This window comes from Algibacter sp. L3A6 (assembly GCF_009796825.1).
Classification (GTDB): domain Bacteria; phylum Bacteroidota; class Bacteroidia; order Flavobacteriales; family Flavobacteriaceae; genus Algibacter.
The window spans coordinates 3,069,891-3,091,088 of the sequence record NZ_CP047030.1; the positions used below are offsets into that span (position 1 = coordinate 3,069,891).

At 29.5% G+C, this 21,198-nt stretch carries 16 protein-coding genes; 5 read left to right on the forward strand and 11 right to left on the reverse strand.

Features of this window, described 5'->3' with window-relative positions:
- Window positions 1-131: 131 nt before the first annotated feature.
- From GQR98_RS12890 to GQR98_RS12905, 4 genes are read left to right on the forward strand one after another with little or no spacing between them, the layout of a single operon-like run.
- A complete protein-coding gene (locus tag GQR98_RS12890; RefSeq protein ID WP_159019849.1) occupies window positions 132-3,257 on the forward strand; it encodes a type III restriction-modification system endonuclease in 3,126 nt (1,041 codons plus the stop codon).
- Window position 3,258: 1 nt separating this feature from the next.
- Complete coding sequence (locus GQR98_RS12895) at window positions 3,259-3,987, forward strand: hypothetical protein (protein ID WP_159019850.1); 729 nt, start codon at window positions 3,259-3,261, stop codon at window positions 3,985-3,987.
- 5 nt (window positions 3,988-3,992) lie between these two features.
- Entirely contained in the window at window positions 3,993-7,220 is a 3,228-nt protein-coding gene (locus GQR98_RS12900; RefSeq protein ID WP_159019851.1) for a helicase-related protein, read from the forward strand.
- A gap of 1 nt (window position 7,221) precedes the next feature.
- A complete protein-coding gene (locus GQR98_RS12905) occupies window positions 7,222-7,887 on the forward strand; it encodes a DUF4391 domain-containing protein (protein WP_159019852.1) in 666 nt (221 codons plus the stop codon).
- A gap of 337 nt (window positions 7,888-8,224) precedes the next feature.
- Here GQR98_RS12905 and GQR98_RS12910 read toward each other — a convergent pair whose 3' ends face one another.
- The 3 genes from GQR98_RS12910 to GQR98_RS12920 are packed head-to-tail and all read right to left on the reverse strand — an operon-like array spanning window position 8,225 to window position 10,675.
- Window positions 8,225-8,668: a hypothetical protein gene (locus GQR98_RS12910; protein WP_159019853.1), complete on the reverse strand. Its 444-nt coding sequence runs from the start codon at window positions 8,666-8,668 to the stop codon at window positions 8,225-8,227.
- A gap of 12 nt (window positions 8,669-8,680) precedes the next feature.
- On the reverse strand, window positions 8,681-9,832 hold the full coding sequence (locus GQR98_RS12915) for a hypothetical protein (RefSeq protein ID WP_159019854.1): 1,152 nt from the start codon (window positions 9,830-9,832) through the stop codon (window positions 8,681-8,683).
- A 3-nt stretch (window positions 9,833-9,835) separates the two neighbouring features.
- On the reverse strand, window positions 9,836-10,675 hold the full coding sequence (locus GQR98_RS12920) for a hypothetical protein (RefSeq protein WP_159019855.1): 840 nt from the start codon (window positions 10,673-10,675) through the stop codon (window positions 9,836-9,838).
- A gap of 610 nt (window positions 10,676-11,285) precedes the next feature.
- Here GQR98_RS12920 and GQR98_RS12925 point away from each other — a divergent pair.
- A complete protein-coding gene (locus GQR98_RS12925; RefSeq protein WP_159019856.1) occupies window positions 11,286-12,389 on the forward strand; it encodes a Fic family protein in 1,104 nt (367 codons plus the stop codon).
- Window positions 12,390-12,487: 98 nt separating this feature from the next.
- On the opposite strand, the gene GQR98_RS12930 is transcribed toward GQR98_RS12925, so the two are convergent.
- The 8 genes from GQR98_RS12930 to GQR98_RS12965 all read right to left on the reverse strand — a co-directional run bounded on the left by GQR98_RS12930 (window position 12,488) and on the right by GQR98_RS12965 (window position 21,076).
- Entirely contained in the window at window positions 12,488-13,582 is a 1,095-nt protein-coding gene (locus tag GQR98_RS12930; protein ID WP_233268007.1) for a hypothetical protein, read from the reverse strand.
- A 120-nt stretch (window positions 13,583-13,702) separates the two neighbouring features.
- A complete protein-coding gene (locus tag GQR98_RS12935) occupies window positions 13,703-15,217 on the reverse strand; it encodes a toxin-antitoxin system YwqK family antitoxin (protein WP_159019857.1) in 1,515 nt (504 codons plus the stop codon).
- 126 nt (window positions 15,218-15,343) lie between these two features.
- Window positions 15,344-16,405 (reverse strand): hypothetical protein, encoded by a 1,062-nt coding sequence (locus GQR98_RS12940; protein WP_159019858.1) that lies wholly within the window; start codon window positions 16,403-16,405, stop codon window positions 15,344-15,346.
- A 200-nt stretch (window positions 16,406-16,605) separates the two neighbouring features.
- The gene (locus GQR98_RS12945; RefSeq protein ID WP_159019859.1) at window positions 16,606-16,947 is read right to left on the reverse strand and encodes a hypothetical protein; all 342 of its coding nucleotides are present in this window, start codon (window positions 16,945-16,947) and stop codon (window positions 16,606-16,608) included.
- Between the two features lie 285 nt (window positions 16,948-17,232).
- A complete protein-coding gene (locus GQR98_RS12950) occupies window positions 17,233-18,009 on the reverse strand; it encodes a LuxR C-terminal-related transcriptional regulator (RefSeq protein ID WP_042501495.1) in 777 nt (258 codons plus the stop codon).
- Between the two features lie 621 nt (window positions 18,010-18,630).
- Window positions 18,631-18,795: a hypothetical protein gene (locus GQR98_RS12955; RefSeq protein WP_159019860.1), complete on the reverse strand. Its 165-nt coding sequence runs from the start codon at window positions 18,793-18,795 to the stop codon at window positions 18,631-18,633.
- Between the two features lie 65 nt (window positions 18,796-18,860).
- Window positions 18,861-19,844 (reverse strand): alpha/beta hydrolase, encoded by a 984-nt coding sequence (locus tag GQR98_RS12960; RefSeq protein WP_159019861.1) that lies wholly within the window; start codon window positions 19,842-19,844, stop codon window positions 18,861-18,863.
- Window positions 19,845-20,347: 503 nt separating this feature from the next.
- Window positions 20,348-21,076, reverse strand: coding sequence for a polysaccharide deacetylase family protein (locus GQR98_RS12965; RefSeq protein ID WP_317164231.1), 729 nt, complete (start codon window positions 21,074-21,076; stop codon window positions 20,348-20,350).
- Between the last annotated feature and the right edge of the window lie 122 nt (window positions 21,077-21,198).

The window sequence follows — 21,198 nt, forward strand, 5'->3', positions numbered from 1 at the left end:
CACTATCCATAGAAATCAATGATTAGTAAAGTATTGATTAATAGATCTTTTTTGTGTTAAGCAACATTTATTTTGATAGGTAAAGTGTTGGAAAACAAAAGAGTTTTTAATGTTAAGGAACAATTTTAAAAATGAAACTACAGTTTAAAGAACAACAATTTCAAGTAGATGCGGTAAAAGCAATTACAGATGCTTTCTTAGGGCAAGAAAAGGGATCAGGTCATTTTACCTTAGAACGTAGTAAGCAGTTAATGCAGAAAGCTAAACAGGCAGCAGCAGGAATCAACACGTTAAAATTTACCGAGGAAGTAGATGAAAATATTGGATATAGAAACAAGTTACTAAAAATTACGGATAGTCAATTATTGGAAAACATACAAAAGGTACAGCAACAAAATGATATTCGAGAAAGTGCCATTTTAGAAAAACCGAAAGTACAGAAAAAAGGAATTAACCTTACCATAGAAATGGAAACAGGTACAGGTAAAACCTATACCTACATTCGCACAATGTACGAGTTACACGAGCAATACGGTTGGTCTAAATTTATCATTATTGTTCCTAGTGTAGCGATTAGAGAAGGTGTTTACAAATCCTTTGAAGTAACACAAACTCATTTTCAAGAAAAGTTCGGTCATAAAATAAAACCATTCATTTATAACTCTTCCAAGCCTACAGATATAGAGAACTTTGCATCGGATAGTCGTATTAGTGTTATGATTATTAATACCCATGCATTTAATGCACGTGGTAAAGATGCCAGACGTATTTATGCCGAAATAGATAGTTTTCAGTCAAGACGTCCAATAGATATTATTGCAGATACTAATCCTATTTTAATAATAGACGAGCCACAATCTGTTGATGGTGTGAAGACGTTGGCGAGTATGCAGGATTTTAATCCCTTATTTACCATTCGTTATTCCGCGACGCATAAAGAGGAGTATAATAAAGTGTACCGTTTAGATGCTTTAGATGCCTACGGTAAAAAGTTAGTGAAGAAAATACACGTAAAAGGGATTAACCTTAAAGGTTCAACAGGTACAACTGGCTATGTGTATTTAGAACAAATTGCTATTAAAGCAGGTAAACCACCAGTAGCCATTATTGAATATGAAAAAAGACAGGGTACAGGTGTAAAGCGTAAAAGAGAGCGTTTAAATGAGGGGACAAACCTGTTTGAATTGTCAGGGGAAATGCCACAGTATAAAAACTGTTTAATTACAGATATTAATGGCTCTTCTAATACAATTTCTATTAATGGTGTAACCTTACAAGCAGGTGATGCTATTGGTGATTTAGATGAAAAAGCATTTAGACGCATCCAAATTCGTGAAACTATTTTATCGCACTTACAAAAAGAGAAAGAGTTACATCATAAAGGTATTAAAGTATTGTCATTATTTTTTATAGATAGTGTAGATAAGTATCGTAAATATGATGAAAATGGAGAACAAGTTTTAGGTGAATATGCGCAAATATTTGAAGAAGAATACAATAAACTAAAAAGTGATTTTTTAGATTTATTTCAACAAGAATACAATGACTATTTAAAAGATACAGATCCTGGTACTTCTCGCAAGGCATATTTTCCAAGTGAATATGCAGAGTTTTTAGATAGGGATAAAGCTGATGAAATTCACAACGGATACTTTTCTATTGATAAAAAGAAAAAATTTATAGATCCTAGTGTTAAACGGGGTAAAGAAGATTCAGATGATATTTCTGCTTACGATTTAATAATGAAAGATAAAGAACGCTTGTTAAGTATGGAAGAACCAACCCGTTTTATCTTTTCACATTCCGCACTAAAAGAAGGTTGGGATAATCCCAATGTATTTCAAATTTGTGCTTTAAAACATTCCGAAGCTACAATAAGAAGAAGACAGGAAGTTGGACGTGGTATGCGTTTATCTGTTAATAAAGAAGGTGTTCGTCAAGATTATGACACCGTTGGTGATGTTGTTCATAGTATTAATAAGCTAACGATTATAGCTTCAGAAAGTTATGAGGATTTTGCAAAAGGATTACAGTCAGAAATTGCAGCAACACTAAAAGATAGGCCACAAAAAGCAGAAGTAGAGTTTTTTCTTGGGAAAGTAGTTACAGATGCCATGGGTGCAGAAATGCGCATTGATAAAGATGTAGCTAAAAAGTTGAATAAGATCTTGTATAAAAACGATATCATAGATGATGATGATAGAATTACAGAAGAAGGTAAAGTAGCTATTGAACAAAATACAGTAACTTTACCTGAAAATTTAGAACCATTTAGAACCTCTATTACCAAATTATTAAAATCTGTGTATACTGGTGAAATGCTAAAACCAGAAAATGATAGAGATAAAATCACCGTTTCTTTAAATAAAAATTTCCATAAAAAAGAATTTCAAGAATTATGGAAACGTATCAATATTAAAACCATTTATGAAGTAAAATTTGATACTGAAAAATTAATCAATGATAGTGTAATTAGGTTAAATGCAGATTTATACATTTCAGATAGAGTATACGAAATTAAAACAGGTTTTCTTAAAGATAGCAGCAAAGAAGAATTACAAAATAAAGAAGGATTTAAACAAACGAATAGAGAGGCTAAAAAACTAAATGCAGATTTATATACTGATACAGTATATGATATTGTTGGTGAAATAGTAAATGTGACCAATTTAACTCGAAGAAGTATAGTAGCTATTTTAAAGAAAATAAGCCCTCAGAAATTCGCTTTATTACGTAAAAATCCTGAAGAATTTATTGCAAAATCAGGAGGCTTAATAAATGAAGTAAAAGCAAGTTTAATTTTAAACAATATTACCTTTCATAAAACCGAAGATCGTTTCGATTCTAAAACTGTATTTACCAATGAAATTACCATAGATAGAAATTCAGAAGAAGTTAAAAAACATATCTATGATTATATTGTATCAGATTCTAATATTGAAAAAGAATTTGCAGAAGCATTAAGCACCAGTACAGCAGTTTCTGTATTTGCTAAATTACCTAAAGGTTTTTACATCACAATTCCAACAGGGCGTTACAGTCCAGATTGGGCAATCGTTTTTGAAAAAGAAAAAGTCCGTGAAATATACTTTGTAGCAGAAACAAAAGGTTCAGATAAGCAACAAGATTTAAGAGGTATAGAAGCATTAAAAATACATTGTGCCGAAGAACATTTTAAAGAAATTGGTAACGGTGAAGTGCTTTTTAGCAAAGTAAGTACTTATGAAAAAATGTTGGATATGGTAACACTTAAATAGGATGAAAACTTTTGTAGTTGTTCTTGCTATTCCTTTCGTTATTCTAGCTATAGCTGGGTTTGATTTAGAAAATCTTGTGTTCGTGCTGATATATTATTATATATACTATTTTACTGAATTTGGAAAGCTTTTTCACACAAAAAAAAGTAGGGAAATCATATATAATTCGAAGGAGGTTACATCTAATTCAGTAGAACCAATTGCCTTAAAAAAGGAGAATATTCCTTATTCTGAAGAAAAGAAGTTAGCTATAGAAAAAAAGAGAAAAGAAGGTTATCAGAAATGGTTAAACAATAAAAAAAAAGGAGTAAGATTAAAGGCAAAGCCTAGTGTGAAATTGAAATTTACTCTTTCTGAGGCTGAGTTTGAAAAAGAAATTAGTAGTCAGTTAAATAATATAACAGGATCTATAACGAGAATATTATGGGTTGGAGATAAACATAGAACTCATCCTTGGAGTCTAAAACCTGGCGGGTGCACAGTTGTAGTATTATTTACTAACAAAACCTGTTTAGGTTATGATAAAGTTAAAAGACCTGATAGATATACTCGGAAAATCTCTAGAGATTATATATCAAATCATTATTCCAATGCACATTCAACAAATTTAGAAGATTATATAAATGAAATTTATTTAACTAGTGATAGCGGAGTTGATTTAAAAAGAGTTTGGCACTCTAATATGAGAACAAGTCCTTGGGATATATTAGAAAAATATAGAATAATGTAATTTTTATGAAATTAATAGATAATGTAAATAATCGTTTAAGCGATGAGTTAAAAATAGAAATTAAAAAAGGCAGTAAAATGGCTATAGCTGCTTCGTCATTTTCTATCTATGCTTTTGAGGCTTTAAAAAAAGAATTAAAAGGTATTGAAGAACTTAAATTTATTTTTACCTCACCTACATTTTTAAAGGAAAAGCTAAATAAAGAATCTAGAGAGTTTTACATTCCTCATATTTTTAATGAAGCTGATTTATGTGGTGGTGAATTTGAATTACGTTTAAAGAGTGAACTAAATCAAAAGGCTATAGCTAAAGAATGTTCGCAATGGGTTAAAGATAAAGTAACCTTTAAATCTAATAAGAATGATAACACACCTTTAAACGGGTTAATACATATCGATAATAAAGAGTCTGGTGCTGCATTCTCTAATATCAACGGTTTTACAACTTCAGATTTAGGAGTAAGTCATAAAAAGGGATTTCCAACATTAATTCAAAAAGTAGACTTTCCACAAAGTAAGGCGTACTTGGAATGGTTCAATCAGATTTGGGAGAACCAAGAAAGCTTACAAGATGTAACATATTTTGTTCAAGAGTATTTTGAGAATGCTTACAAAGAGAACAGTCCTGAATTTATTTATTTTATAACACTTTATAATATTTTCAACGATTTTCTCGATGATATTGCAATGGAGAATTTACCAAATGATGAGATTGGGTTTAAAGACACACTTGTTTGGTCTAAGTTATATAACTTTCAGAAAGATGCAGTAATTGGTGCTATAAATAAATTAGAAAAATATAACGGTTGTATTATTGCGGATAGTGTTGGGTTAGGTAAAACCTTTTCTGCTTTAGGTGTTATTAAATACTATGAGAAAAGAAATAAGGATGTTTTAGTTTTATGCCCTAAAAAATTAGAAGCTAATTGGAACACTTATCGTCAGAATGATAAAGACAATATTCTTTCTAAGGATAGGTTTAGGTATGATGTATTATTTCATACAGATTTATCTCGTGAAAGAGGTATGAGTAATGGTCGAAATTTAGAGAATGTTAATTGGGGTAATTATGGTTTAGTAGTAATTGATGAGTCTCATAACTTTAGAAATAATAATACATCTGTAGGTAAAGAAAATAGGTACCAAAAGCTGTTGCGTAAAATAATGCAAGAAGGTATTGAAACTAAGGTTTTAATGCTATCTGCTACACCCGTAAATAATCGATTTAACGATCTGAAAAATCAATTAGCTTTAGCATATGAAGGTGCTTCAGAAAAAATTGATGAAAAACTGGATACAGAAAGGGGTGTTGATACTGTTTTTCGGAGAGCGCAACAAGCTTTTAATAGTTGGTCGAAATTTGAAACAGAACAACGGACTACTGAAAAACTGTTAGAGATGTTAGACTTTGATTTCTTTGAGATTTTAGATAGTCTTACCATTGCACGTTCTAGAAAACACATTACCACATATTATGATACATCAGATATAGGGGAGTTCCCAAAAAGAAATAAGCCAATATCTATTCAAAGTGCATTAACTAAAAACACAGGAACAAATTATATAGAAATAGCAGAAAAGTTAACATTATTAAACCTTTCCGTATACTCACCTTTAAGTTACATATTACCAAGTAAGGTACAAATGTATGCCGATTTGTATGACAAAAAAGTAAACGCAGGCTCAGGTAAGTTTGCTCAAATTGATAGGGAGAATAGTTTGAAGATTTTAATGCGTATGAATTTATTAAAGCGTATTGAGAGTTCTGTCTATTCTTTTAGATTAACGGTTCAAAATATATTAGGTCAAATAACCAATGCTATAGCTGCAATAAATAAAGGAGAAGAAAATACTTTTTCTGGAATACAAGCAAATGTCTCTAATGACATGGATTGGGATGCAGATTGGGGTGATGAAGAAAATGTAATTGGTAAAAAGGTAAAAGTTCATATCGCAGATATGGATGGCAGACGATGGAAAGAAGATTTAACTGCTGATGTAGAAATATTAGAGCAACTTTTATCTGAAATTTCTATGGTTAAAGATGGTTTAGATTATAAGTTAAATGATCTAAAGGAATTAGTAAAAGAAAAAATTGAAAACCCTAAAAATCCTAATAACAAAAAAGTAATCATTTTTACTGCTTTCGCTGATACTGCTAATTATTTATACAATAATTTAAAGTCTGAATTTAAAACTTTTTATGGTTTAAATACCGCATTAATAACAGGAAGTAAACGTAAATGTACTGCGAAAGAAATCCCAACAGACCTTAATACATTATTAACGTGTTTTTCGCCACTCTCTAAAAGTAAACAGCAATTACATCCTAATATTAAAGACTCTATAGATGTTTTAATAGCAACAGATTGTATTTCAGAAGGTCAAAATTTACAAGATTGTGATTTTTTAGTAAACTACGATATTCATTGGAATCCTGTCCGTATTATTCAGCGTTTTGGTAGAATAGATAGGATTGGTTCAATTAATTCAACTATTACAATGGTTAATTTTTGGCCAGATATTACATTAGATAATTATATCAATTTAAAATCAAGAGTAGAAAATAGAATGTTAATCAGTAATATGGCCAGTACTGGTGATGATAATTATTTAAATTCAGAAGAGAAAGATTTAGAATACAGAAAAATTCAGCTAAAAAAACTACAAGAAGAGGTGGTTGATTTGGAAGATTTAAGAGAAGGTGTTAGTATAACAGACTTAGGCTTAAATGATTTTAGAATAGATTTGTCTAACTATATTAAAAAATATGGTGAATTAAAAAGTATTCCTGAAGGACTACATGCGATAACAGAAGCAAATGAGTTTTTTGAAAAGGGTGTTGTATATGTATTAAAAAACATCAATACTTCAGTTAATATAGATAAAATGAATCGCTTGCACCCTTACTATATGGTCTATATTAAAGAAAATGGAGAGGTTAAGTTTGGACATATTGACGGGAAGAAGACCTTAGATGTTTTTAGAATGCTTTGTAAAGATAAAAGAGAGCCACTAGTTGAAGTTTGTAAATTATTTGAAGTAGAAACAAACCAATATAGAGATATGGAGAAATATTCTAACCTTTTAAAAAAGAGTATAGGTTCTATAGTTGCTACTGAAGAAGAAAAGGAAGTGTTAAGCTTATTTAAAGCTGGAGGTACTGCTTCTGGAAAAAGCCAAATTAAGGGGGTAGAAGATTTTAAATTAATTTCATTTTTAGTAATAAAATAAGATGAGTTATTTTCAATTGCCAATTCAAGCTAAAAAAGATAAAAGTATTCCTAAAAATGCTTTTTATGAATACGCTACATCTAAACAAAAACAATTATTTGTAGATGTTGTGGATAAAATTAAATGGCAATATAAACTAGGACCTGATACTATCAATTTAGAAGGTGTTGAAGTACTAGAGGTTCAGATTTTTGAAATTACTTTAAAGCAAAAAAAGAATGTAGAAATTGTTTTGCCAATCATTGAAAAGGCGATTCCTTATCATATAATATTTTTAATATCATTTATGGATGAGATAATGTTATATACTTCTCAGAAACATTTACATCCAGTTAATGAAAATAATGCTGTAGTAGATTGGGTGTTTAAAACAGATTGGTTTGTTAATCAAGAAAAAAATTATCAATTAGATTTAAAAATAAGTTTAGATAAAGTATTTGAAGACTTTTGTTTTAAAATTTCGAACAACTCAATAGCTTCAACAGAAGAAGGTTTGCATGCTTTAATAGAGAAAGAACAAAAAATACAAGAATTAAATAATCAGATTAATAGGCTGGAAGCTCAAATAAAAAGGACTAAACAGTTCAATAAAAAACAACCTTTAAATAGTGAACTAAATAAGTTGAAAAGTGAACTTAGACAGTATTTAATAAAAACGAATCTCTGAGTGAAAAAAAATTAAAGGATTTGTTATTATATAATTCCTAATGTAGCTGGTCTCTGTTTTGATGCTATATATCCTTTTAATATTACTCCAAAAAGACATTTTGATTATAAATAACTAATCCAATATGTATTCTTGAAATTTAATTATAGAAAATTGTAAGTTTAAAAATACTCTAGGTCTTTAAAAATCAAGATTAATACTTTCAAATGGTCGAATAGTCTATGCTTTACTTATATATTTTGCTGGTATCCAAGTAAAAAAAAAGGATGGTGCAAAATTTATTGATTATAGTTATTCGTTTTTTAATGACTAATAACATTTTTTTGATAATAGTTATTTAATTTCCACATTTATTTAAAGCATTTATAATTTCGTTTGAATTGTATGTTTTGATAAATGAAGCATAATAAATAATTCCTTTTTCATTATCTATAATTCCTTTGATTTGGCAATATTTTCCGTTTTCGGATTGATAGCCTAAAAGGTAAAAATCTTTAGTCGTAACTGCTAGAGGTTGTTGAACTTGCTGTGCATCACTGGTAAGATACATTTTTTTTATATCTTCTTCACTATAACGATAAAGGCTATATTTTTTACCATTTACAGTTAGGTAGCTTCGACCAACATTAATAGTAGAACTCCAAGAACCTTGTTCAGCTCTTTGTTGTTGACCAATAACCATACTGATTTGTTCAGTTGAGAATTGTCCAGTAATTTCTGATTGTGAATTTGTATTAATGGAAATAAAAATAAATGCTAAAATGAATAATAATTTTTTCATAATTATAGTTTGTTAATTTAGTATGTTTAAAAAATAAATGTCTTCAAAATTCTTGGCTGTACTTTTAGATAAAGACTTTAATGCATAATAACGTTGAAGGTTTAATTTATCGGAATAATTAAAAGTTTTAGTTAAAATCTCTTGTTTTGTTTGTAACATCTTTTCGTAAAAGTTTAATACTTCATAAGAAATACCACCTTTCGTTTTATAATACTTTAGGCAAGTGTTTAAAACTATAGCTTCCTCAACATCAATATCAAAATTTTTATCTGTGGTATCATTCCTCATTTCGTTAATGAAAAATGATTTTTCATCTATAGAAACGCTGTTGGTTATATATAAATGTACAAATTCGTGAATTATAGATTCTATTAATCCATCACGCATATAATTAAAATAATTATCATCTTTATCTTCAAATTTATATATAGGCTTACTTCCTTTTGTGTCTTGGTCACCCAAAATTGTTTCATTATCAATCGACATTACTAAATTGTTTGTGTTCTCATAGTAGTCCCAACCTCCAATATTAGTTTGACTTCCAAAAAATAAATCAGTTGTACTTGCAGCAATATCAATGGGTGAATTATCGAATGAAATTATTGAATTATTTTTGTTTAAAGTAGAAGGTCTTCTATACGGTGCCTGAAGTATATAAGAAGTAGCATTTTTACTTATATTTTGTTGTATTAGTTTAGAGTATGCTTCCGGATATTTAACCTTTATTATAGTTAAAGCTCTTAATGTGAAAAATAGATTTAATATGTTTTTATTGTCTTTTGACTCTATAAAGATATTTATCGTATCATATTCATAGATTTCACATTCTTTATTGAGGTGGTTTAATCTTGTTGTGAAAGCATCATGTGAAAATGTTAAATAGTCGTTAGGATGTTTTTTGCCTACATATTTTAACTTTTTAGAATTAAAAGGAATATCTAAAGACAAATTGTTTTGAGTTTTAGAATTGTATATTAATTCTTTTATTTTTATATCTATTTCATTTTGTGTTAAATTGTTTTGGTCAAAATCATTAGTCGTTTTTATTAAAGAAATGTCAGAAATTGGCGCATCATTATTTAATAGTTCTTTGTAATCTGAAATTTGACTTTGACAATATGTTGCTACTAATAAAGCACACAACAAAAAAAATAGCTTTTTCATTTTTTAAAGTTTTTTGGTTTTTAAATACCTTCCAAAAACATAAAAACTGGTATTAGTAGTAGTTTTAATTGTCAAGCTGTCTACATAGGTGAAATTTACATTAATTCCTGTATTTCCTATGGAAGCATTAATTAAACCTTCGTCAAGTTTTAATTTTAAGTCAGTAGATATTTTTTTTGATGATTGGATAATAGAAGTAAATCCATTAATTTTAACAACAGTGGAAAGTAAGCGATTATTCTCTTCTTTTAGTCTTTTTGCATATAACTGTTTGTTTTTATTGTTTTTAGCCGAATCAGCTTCCATAACTTGAACTAATCTATCAGTATTCAAGTTTTGTTGCTGCCAACCATTTATTTGTACATTGGTGTTTGTAGAATTATCTATGAATAAACTTAATTCTTGATTTTGTCCTTTGACATTTACATCTAATTCACTTTCAAAATCAAATGATACTTTTCGTATATAATCACAAGTTTGTGCAGCACCTTCATCTATCACATAATCCATTTCATTTTGAGTTAACAACCCATCTAAAGTATTGTATACTTCTTTAAAATGTCTATCTGTAATTGTGCCTAACTTTAAAGTATTCGAGACTCCGAAGTATCTGCTTTTATTTAGCCATTGGTTTTTCATACATTCTTTATGTAAGTCTTTCCACATTTTCCAAGTAGAACCTTTTCCTAGTTCTATAAATTTTAGGGAATCTTTTTTCGTTTCAAAATTGGATATGTCATCTTCGTTTAATTCAATAAATTCATAATTTTTTAAATTATCATTACACCCTGTAAGGACAATAGTAACTAAAAATAAAAGTAGTAAGCTGATAGGTGTTTTCATTATATAATTTATTATAGGTTAGTCATGTTTTTCATTGCGTTTAATGTTTATTTAATTATTGGTAACATTTATTTACGCGGGTGAATATTATATTAAGAAAAGCAGTTTCTAATGTTATATTTTCCGTTAATTCCTTGTGTTAGAAATAATGGATTCTTGTTTGCGAGATAACACCAAACATTTATATAGGAGTAATAATTAACAAACCCATCAATAATATTTAGCGTTAATTACTAAAATTAATTTGTGCTTATAATTATGAAAATAAATAGGGAGAGAGGGTAATAAGCTTGCTTATAGCTTATTGGAGTTTAAATATAGATAAAAAAAATAAACTGTAAAGATTTTTTATTCTTTTTATTAAAAAAACATATAATTCCGATTCTGTTATGAGTGCGAGTTTATTAATTTAGAAAAATTTCTAAATACCCAATAACTTCGTTTAAATTAAATAGGAGGTAAGAATGGGGTTATCTGTTAATATATTTAGTTTAAAGTAAAAATAATACTGTGTTTTAAGAAGACATAGTTTAATAATGAGCCGATTAATTTTGTTAATCGGCTCATTATTTTATGTATTTTTGAGCCAATTACGTAATATAATCGGCTCATGACTTATAATTGGCAACAAAAAGATTGGACAAAATTTAGCTATGATATAAACAAGCTGGAGGATAAACTCTATACCTTTATTGAAAAATCAGGACGTATCAGTGGTATTTTAAAAGCCATGACAAGAGAAGATCATGTGCAGGCTATGATAAATATTATGGTTTCTGAAGCCATTAAAACTTCCGAAATTGAAGGTGAGTATTTAAGTCGAATAGATGTGTTATCCTCAATCCGTAATAATCTAGGTCTTAATGTTAACCCAGAATATATTAAAGACAAAAATGCAGAGGGTATGGCAACGCTCATAACAGATGTACAAAATAACTATGCAGAAAAACTGACCAAAGAAAAACTTTTTGATTGGCATAAAATGATATTCCCCACAGCTTCGAATATTCATGTAGGCAGATGGAGGGTACATGAAGATACTATGCAAGTTGTGTCTGGAAGAATAGATAAACCGGTTGTTCATTTTGAAGCACCACCTTCTAAGCAGGTATCATTAGAGATGGATAACTTTATCTTTTGGTTTAATGAAACGGCGCCTAATGGGACTAAAATGATTAAACATGCCGCTATAAGATGTGCTATCTCTCATCTTTATTTTGAAACTATTCATCCATTTGAAGATGGCAATGGGCGTATTGGACGTTCTATAGCAGAAAAAGCATTATCACAGTCTATAGGCTACCCACTTCTATTGAGTCTTTCAGCAACTATAGAAGGAAATAAACAAGCGTATTATAATGCATTGAAAGAGGGGCAAAGTAGTAATGAAATTACTGCTTGGCTTGAGTATTTTTTAGATGTTATATTGAAAGCACAAGATGAAGCAGAATCCTTGATTGATTTTACCTTGAAAAAAGCTAAACTTTTTGACCGCTATGATAGCCAATTAAATGATAGGCAATTAAAAGCGGTTAAACGTATGCTTAAAGAAGGGCCAAAAGGATTTGAAGGAGGTATGACTGCTAAAAAGTATATGCGAATTAGTCAAACATCTAAACCAACAGCTACAAGAGATTTACAAAAATTAGTAGATTTACAAATATTTAAAGTTGAAGGAGATGGACGTAGTACATCTTATCACATTAATTTTTAATAACCTAGTATAGTTTAAAGTAGATCATGATTTAGCTAAAATAGATCTGGTTATTGATGGGGCTATCGGTTGTAAATGAGTTTGATGATAAAATCATTTCAATTTTTACAGCGTTCTACTATTATTTTCTGTTTATTTTTAACATATGCCTTTTCTAAGATTCTTATTGTATCTTTTTTTTGTGGTGCAATTGCTCGTAAGATACGTGATGGATAATTAAAGAGGTATGCATGCGTATCAAGACTAAAACTTTTGTTTTCCTTTTGCATGTTGGCGTATTCAAACAAGTTATCAGAACTATAATAGTACGATTCGTCATCTAACCAAACAAAGTTTTCATTAGGCAGTACAAACATCTTAATATTGCTACCGTTTATGGCTTTGTGAAAATAAGGCGTACTATTAAGTAGTGCTGCATCTTGTTCTTGTAAGTGCTTTAAATTAGTATAAAAGTCTTTTAAATTGATGCTTACAAAAGCCTGATTTTTTATATCTATAATGCTCCAGAGATCTTCTAATTTATCTGTCTCTGGCTGATATCGTTGGAATTTAATACGCACCATATCGCCAATTTTTACGGAGCTAACAAGACTTATAGAACCATTAAAATTTGTCCATTTTATTAACCTATTTACTTTATGGTTTTTCACTTCGGTAAGGACAAGATCTCCGTTAGCGTGTACAGCTAGAATGTTGTTTTTATCGATCCTTATAGAATATGATGGTAGTGATAGGTGATGATTTTGATAAATACTTGTAGCATAGCTATCTTCAATATGTATTGTCTGATTAAAAACTATATTTGGCACCGCTGTTTTTGGGATAAAGTGGCCGTATTGTTTTACTAATTCATTTGTTTTAGCCTTATCTAAAATGGCATAGTTTGTTTCGTAAACATAGGTTACAAGCGTAATTATCTCTTGTGTATTGTCTTCTATTTGGTCTACATATTGCGGTACTAAACTTATAGTGTGTAACTTTTGTTCTACATCATTTAATATATAAATATCGCTTAGTATCTGTTTTTTATAAGGTAGCACAGCATTTACATTGTATAAGAAAGCGGTACTATCTTTTACCAATACATACGCATTGCTTGAGACAGGCAAAACAGCTTCTTGTGTATATTGCGATTTATAATTATCGCTTAAAACTAGCTGTTGTGCATCTGCGTTTACACTGATTAGCAACATTGAAATTAAGGTTATATATTTCAATAATGCTTTAAAAAAACGGCCCCTGTTGTGTTGCTTCATGCGGAATTATTATCCTTAAAATTAAGTATATAGAATGCTAAATAAAAACTTTAAAAATTATTTTTCTCCAGTAACTTTTCCTTCACTCAAAATATAGGTTGTTTCTAGTTTTCCTTCTATATTATACAATTTAAACGATCCTGTTCCGTTTTTTATAGTACCAAAATCTAAATCTTCACCGTTCGGGTCTTTACATTCTAAAACGTTTAATAAATCGTTTGGGTATTTCTTTTGCAATTTCGTTTTCACTTTACCTGTTGGGTAATAATCTGTTTCTATTTTTTCACCTGTAGATTTATTGATATTAAATTCACTAATTAATTCGCCTTCAAGATTATATTTTTTCTGATTGATAGAAACATTTCGAAAATACACATCGGTTTGTAAAGTCTGTTGGATTCCGTTTTTTTCAATAATTACATCAAAACTGCCTTTTCTACCACCACTACCAATTTGCCCAACTTCTTTATAGCGGTAAGCCGTGCCATCAATTTCAACACTACCAAATGTAGAATAAGGCCCTCTTCGCCCGTTGCTACCTAAAGTTTCTATAGATTTTAATTGTCCGTCTTCATCATAAAGTTTAAAAGTACCGATGCCATCCCGCAGTGTACCGTAATCTAGGGTATTCCCCTCAATATCTTTCATGGTAATGATATTGTAATAATAGCCTTTTTTTTCTATATACTTTTCCTTTAGACTTCCATTTTTAAAATACACGGTGTTTTCTGTTGCAGGATTATGGTCGGTACTTGCAGTAGGTCTAGAAATTTTCTTAGTGGTACCATCGTCATAAAATTCCTTAGATTCCGAAATTTCGCCTTTGCTATTATGAGAAACAATATTTAATATGGATCCATCTTCGTTAAATCTTTTTAATTCCCCCACTGCTCTACCAGCATCGTAAACCGCTTTTTCATAAATAAATTCTCCTTTGGAATGAGTGCAATAGATAATCCAATCGCCATGTTTACTGCCTAATTTGTATTTTCCATAAGTTTTAAAACTATAGCCCGGAAATCTTTTAGTTTCAGAAAAATCACCATTGGGCATGTTATCTTCAAACTGCATACTTTTTTTTAATTTACCATCTTCAAAATACTCCTTCCAAGTGCCCCTGCGAGCACCATTTTCAAAAACTTCTATACTTTGCAACGATCCGTCGAGGTAAAGTTGTTGCCATTCTCCATCTTTTACACCATTAATATAATTCCCTTTTGTATGTATCGCTTCTCTTTTACGAGTATTATGGTAGGTTATCCATGTGCCTGTTTTTTTTAAATCGCTATTAAGTTTTCCTTTTTCCTGCAGAATTAAGGGTTTATTGGTGGTGATGTCTTGGATAAAATAATCTCGAAATTCTCTGGTGTCATAATTAAAATACTCGGTAGGTCTCGTGTTGGAAAATGCCCCATAATATTGCCATTCGCCAACAGGGTTGCCATTGGCATCGCGTTTGCCTTTACTATTTTGGTAATTGCCTTCTTGCTGGTACTCTTTTACTTGTGCCATTGCAACAGCACTTATTAGTAAACCACATAAAACAATGGCGCTTTTAATTTTAAAATTCATAAATAAATTGCGTTATAGGTTTTTGAGTGTGTATTTGAAATTAAAATGAATATTACTTTTCTTCATTTAAGAAAGAGGTTACAGAAGTAAAAAAAACTATTACTAAAAATAATGAGTTATGTACAATTAAAATCCGTAAAATTTTAATTCACCGCTTTTATATATTAATTCGGTTAAATACGTCCCATCTTCATCATAGATAAAAAGATTACCATTCCCATTTTTAAAGGTTCCTATTTTTAAAGCATTCCCGTATTGGTCGTAGTATTCCAAAAGATTGTAAGGATTCCCATTTTTATAGATGTATTTTTCACTAATCTTTCCGTTTCTATGATAAGTTTTAACAACACCAGACTCGGTTTTATCTAAAAATCTTTCGCTTAATAGTTTTCCTTCTTCATTATATTCCCTCTCTGGCTCCATAGTTTCTTCTATTGTTTTTTCTACCCGTGGTTTAAGTAATCTTCTCTCCATAACAACAAATCCAACACCAAAATATTCAAGTTTTTGGTTATAAACGATCTCTTTATCATCACCTGTTATAATTATTTTAAAAACATTGCCATAATCATCAAATTTATAGTGCCTTATTTTTGATTCCGAGAAACTAGAATAGATTAAATGCCCATTAGCATATTTATATTTGTTAGGTTTTCCATCGGCATTCCATTTGTAAAACACTTCTAGATCGTCGGGAGTACCAAAGTAATTGTAACGCACCCCATAATCAGAACCATCAAACTCTACTTTTTCTGATCCGCCTTCGTTTTTACGGATTAATCTATTCTTAGAATCATAAGTGTATGTTTTATTTTCGTATTTATTCCCTTCGTAAATTAACAGACCTTCGGCGTTGTATTTGTAATCTGTTGTGGTGCCATAGTTATCGATAACACCAATTATATAATCTTGGCTATTTACCGTATATTTATTGCCTTTATTATCGCTTACAAGTTTTCCGTTTACGTATTTGTAGGTGCAATTACCTGTATTATCTTTAATTAAGTATCCATCCTCATTAAAATATAGGTTATCACATCGAGAAACGGGACCTTTTAGATTAAAGTGTTCTCTTTTAAATTGAAATGCCATGGGGTTTAAAGGAGCATTCTCGAAATCTATTTTTTGCGCAAATACAGGGTTTAACAGAGTGCTAAATAAAAGAATGCTAATTATTTTTACTTTCATATTGTTGGTTTTTAGTTACTTATATTATCCTCTAACCCCAATGCCGGTAGCTTTTTCAGTGTTTTTGATAGTGTCTTTTTTAGAGTTTTCTCTTAAAAACTGACTGGCATCTAGGATAAAATTTGTTTCGTTTTTTTTTAAAGGCTGTGTTTCTAAAAGAATTTTATGGCTTATATAACGGTCTTTGGTGTATGCTTTTTTTATTCTTTACTGGAAGCCTTAAAAACTTTAATGTATTTAAAGGTTTTAGAGGGGCAGTCATCACTTTTAATAATATATCTATAGACAACTACATAATCTGATTCACCTACATATAAATCCACTTTTTTTATATTGCTATCTTCATTAGGGTTTAATCTATTTTTAAAAACTTCAATTATTTTATTACGTTTTTCTGCATCTAACTTTGTTGATAGCATAAAGGTTTTAAAATCGGTATCTACAGAGCACCAAGGGGCTAATTTTGTATTATTAATTAAAACAAAATAATGTGCGCTTTGCGCATAAAAAGAATTAAAGTAAAACCCAAGAAATAGAAACAAACAGAAGGTTTTGTTTTTATTTGAAATATATTTTTAATAGTATGTTGTTTTTAAAATTTATCTCTCGAAGTTTTACGCTCTTCTTCTCGTTTTTTTGTGGCTAAGTGTTCAAAAGCTTTTCCAATCTTTTTACACTACTCTTTATCTGAAACATAAAAACTAAATTTTTCAGAATATGCATATTCGTCAAGACGTAATATTAATTTTGTATTTTCATATTTATGTTTTTTTTAACAAAAAAAACATAAATCATTTAATACTGCAACACTCAATATTGAGTGTTTATTAAATAATTTGATTTAATAAACAATATTGGACTAATTCTTGAGTTGAAGAAAACTTCAGTTTTTTTAGTATACTTCTTCTATGTCCATCTACTGTGTGTGAGCTAATAAAAAGTTTTTTACTTATCTCTTTACTTGTTTGGTTTAGTGTTAACAATCGTAGAATATCCTGTTCTCTATTGCTTAGGCTGTTGGTAGCTAATAAGTTTTGATCATAATTTTTATAGTATAATGTTTCGTATTCATTGTTTTTGTTTAATTTTTTTACAGTGCAAATTATTGGTCTATATTCTCCATTCCCAATAACAGTGGCATGGGCAATTCCAATAATAGGTTTTCCTGTTTCATCAAAATATGTAGGGGTTTGATGTTCCAAAATATTGCAAAAATCGCCTTTACTATTTTTTACTCTAAAATTCCAAGTGTAATTTAGATTTTCTCGATCTTCTTTTTTTACTTTGGTCATTGTAAAAGTCATTAAATCTTGTAAGGCCTTCATCCAAACAACTAGGTCATCTGGATGAAAATGAGAAAGCCAGTATTGAGGTCCAATAGAAGTCATTTTTTCTATATCTAAACCTAACGTAAGCTCAAAGTTTTTACTAACAAATGGGTAGGTTTGCAATGAAGTGTTGGTTACAATAAAAAAAGACTCGGTTCTTGGTAAATATTTATCTAGTTCTATTAGTTTATTAATGTGTTGTTCTATGATAGTATTTTTATATTCTTTATTCGTATCGAATATTTCTTTAAATAAGTCTATTGTTTCTTTTTTCATAATTCTTTTAATTTAAATGTAACTTACTTTAAGTAGCGCTACATTTTAAAACCTATAGACCTCAATAATTTGCTATTAATTAGGATTTAGAGATTTTTGCTTTTTAGCATTTTAGGTGTAAGTTTATTAAATTATACACAATAACCCAAAAGTATGTGGTTATAATTAATAATTATACCAGATGTCTTTATTAAAATTAGGAATACTGAAATTGTTTTTTGATGTTGGTTTTAGGGGTAACTAAGAGTAATTATTAGCTTAACATCTTAAGTGAAATTAATAGGAGAGAAGAAGTATAACTTGTTTTGAAATCTTGATTAAGTTTTTTAGTGTAAAAAAAACTAACAATTTTGAGCTATTTTAATCATAGAAATAGCACTAATTATTACCTTTGAAATGGTAGTGCTAATTTCCGGTCACTTTCCGGGTCGTTTTGTACCTCATTTTTCGTTAAGCCCTGTAAATAAAGAAAAGTTGATTTCTGTATTGGGAAATAAATAATACAAAATATTAGAATGAATATATTGGAATAAGAAGTTCGTGAAGTATAAAAATAATTGAATTGGTTAGATTAATTGCAAGAAAAACCACATGAAATAGAGCTAATTGCATCTCCCTTTTTTAATGTTTCTTAATTACAACTAGTTTTCTATCAAAAACTAATATGTCGTTATTTTCAAAAGATGCAATTCGCCAAGGTGAATTTCTGTCGCTATATTCATATACAGTATAAGTTGAATCCTTAAACTCGACAGTCAAAGTGTCTTTTTCTCCAATTGAGGTCATATTATAAATGTTTCCTCGCAATTCATTCGCAATTTCAATCCGTTCGACTTTTTGGGCAACAGTTTTTAATTGTTTTTATTCCAGTCATGAATTAATTCGAATGTTTTAATATTTTTTACAATATCCAAATGTTTTACGTTCTCCATAATTTCTACTTGAACAAATTTTTTGGCAGGTTCAAATACAATTGGAAATTGTTCAGGATAAAAGCTTTCGTCTTCTTTCCCAACTAAAACCATGCAAGGTATATTAATGTTATCTATCTCTTTTTGGTGGTCTTTGCTGTAAAAATTCATAGTCATATTATACGAATAAGATGGAACTTGTAGACTATCATTCATTGTTTCTGGGCGATTAAAAAATAGTACAGGTAAATGGTTAAAGTTTTTTACATACACATTATTAAGCATTGAAAGTCCGATTATTCTTCTCAATGCTACTTTTACCCAACCACCACTACTTGGTTTTACTGTTGGTGCTTTATATCCTAAATAAGGTGAAATTAAAACTGCTTTATCTACTTTTTTATTTTTTGGATTGCCAATAAACCTTAACACAAACCCACCACCTGAAGAATGTCCAGCAAGAATGATATTACGAGCATTGAAATTGTTCTTACTAAATTGAATAAAATCTTCAATGTCATTTTCAAGTTGCCCAATGAAATCAATATCACCTCTTTTTCCTGTGTTTCTTCCGTGTCCTCTCATATCGGGTGTTATTACTGTTGCTATATTTTTATTAGCAATTGCATTGGCGATATTTGCCAAATATCTGCTGTCAGACCCAGAGCCATGAATTAGTATCATAATGTCTTTACTATGACTTTTATAAACTCGATTAAAAATTTCTTTATTATCTCTCATTTTTGTCCATTGTTCAACTCCTAAATCTGTATGAGTTTGAGTTTTTATTGAACTATAATCATAATTTTTGACATTTTTTTCAAGCTTGATAGGCCAACAAATTAGAAATAAGGATATTACTGCGTAAATGCAAAAACTTATTACGATTATTTTTCCAATCTTATTTAAAATTTTAATTCTCATTTTTTAATATATTGTTTATAACAATAGTAAATCTTAAAGCTTATTAATAGAAAAATATGATTCTCAGTTGTGGTTTTGCAAGGATGAGCTGTCAAATTGTTGCCAACTTGTTTATTGACTCACTTCAACAACATATTTAGTTTAAATATATTTCGATATACTTTATCCGTCATATCAGAAATTCCCTGAACATATCTAGGCCAAGTTGCTTATTCCTTATAAAAAAATAAATAAGTGCTTCTGCGTATTTGTTATAAGCTGAAGCTAAGTTGTTAGCTCCTAATTAATATGTTTTACGGAAAACCGTAATTGGGAAAAGAACTAAGAAAAATGTTTTACTTGTTGCTAGAAATAGGGGAGATGATAACGCCTTATTTCTTCAATTAAAAATTAAAAAATAGTTGTTTTGGGTGTTGTTAAATAATTTTGAAATGCTATTAACTATAGCTTTTAATGGTAGTTTATTATGTTGCTTGGTTTACTATTTTATCCCTAACGTTAATTTAATTTTTTAGTGTTTTACCAAAATCAGGTAAAATAGTTTCTTTAGCCTTATCAACATTTATATAATTGCTTAAATCTCTAAGTGAGATGACTTTAAATTTATTCTCATGTAAATATTGTAGATATTCTTTAAACAATTTAGTAGGTGTACTTACCCATGGATGTTCAATATCAGGTACACCATGTAATGTTAGAACAACAATTTTTCCTTTTTTAGCTTCGTTAAAGGAAGCCATTATTTCGATTTTATTACTTGCATCTGCCGCCCAACTTGGTACTAGAAATGGATGATCTTCCAAAGGATCATAAACTCTGCTACCTCCAGCTCTAGCAAAAACGTACTTTTTCTCTTCTAAAAATTCTAGCACCTCAGAATTCAGTGCGTAGCCTGGATAGGCAAAATTAGTTGGAGTTTCAATATCTAGAGAATCACATTTATTTTCTATATAAGCTAACTCTTCATTAAATTGTGCTTGCAATAAATTGGCAACATTAGCATGTGTATGTGTATGATTGGCTATTTCAAAGCCCATGTTGTTAAGTGCTTTAATCTGGTGCCAATTAATATAAAGCGTGCTGTCTTTAAATTTGGGAGGAAATTCACAGACAAAAAAAGTAGCTCCAAAACCGAATTCTTTTAATAATGGTGCCACAATTGAATATTGACTTGCCGGAGCATCATCAAAAGTAATTACCACTAGTTTATCTGGTATTTCCTTTTTTAGTATTTAGGAATTACCGTAAAATGTAATTGAAAATATAAATAGAAAAGCACTAATTATTTTCATAAGGGTATTTAAAATTAACTATTAGTCTTTGTGTTAATAATAATTTAGAGTTTATACTTGCA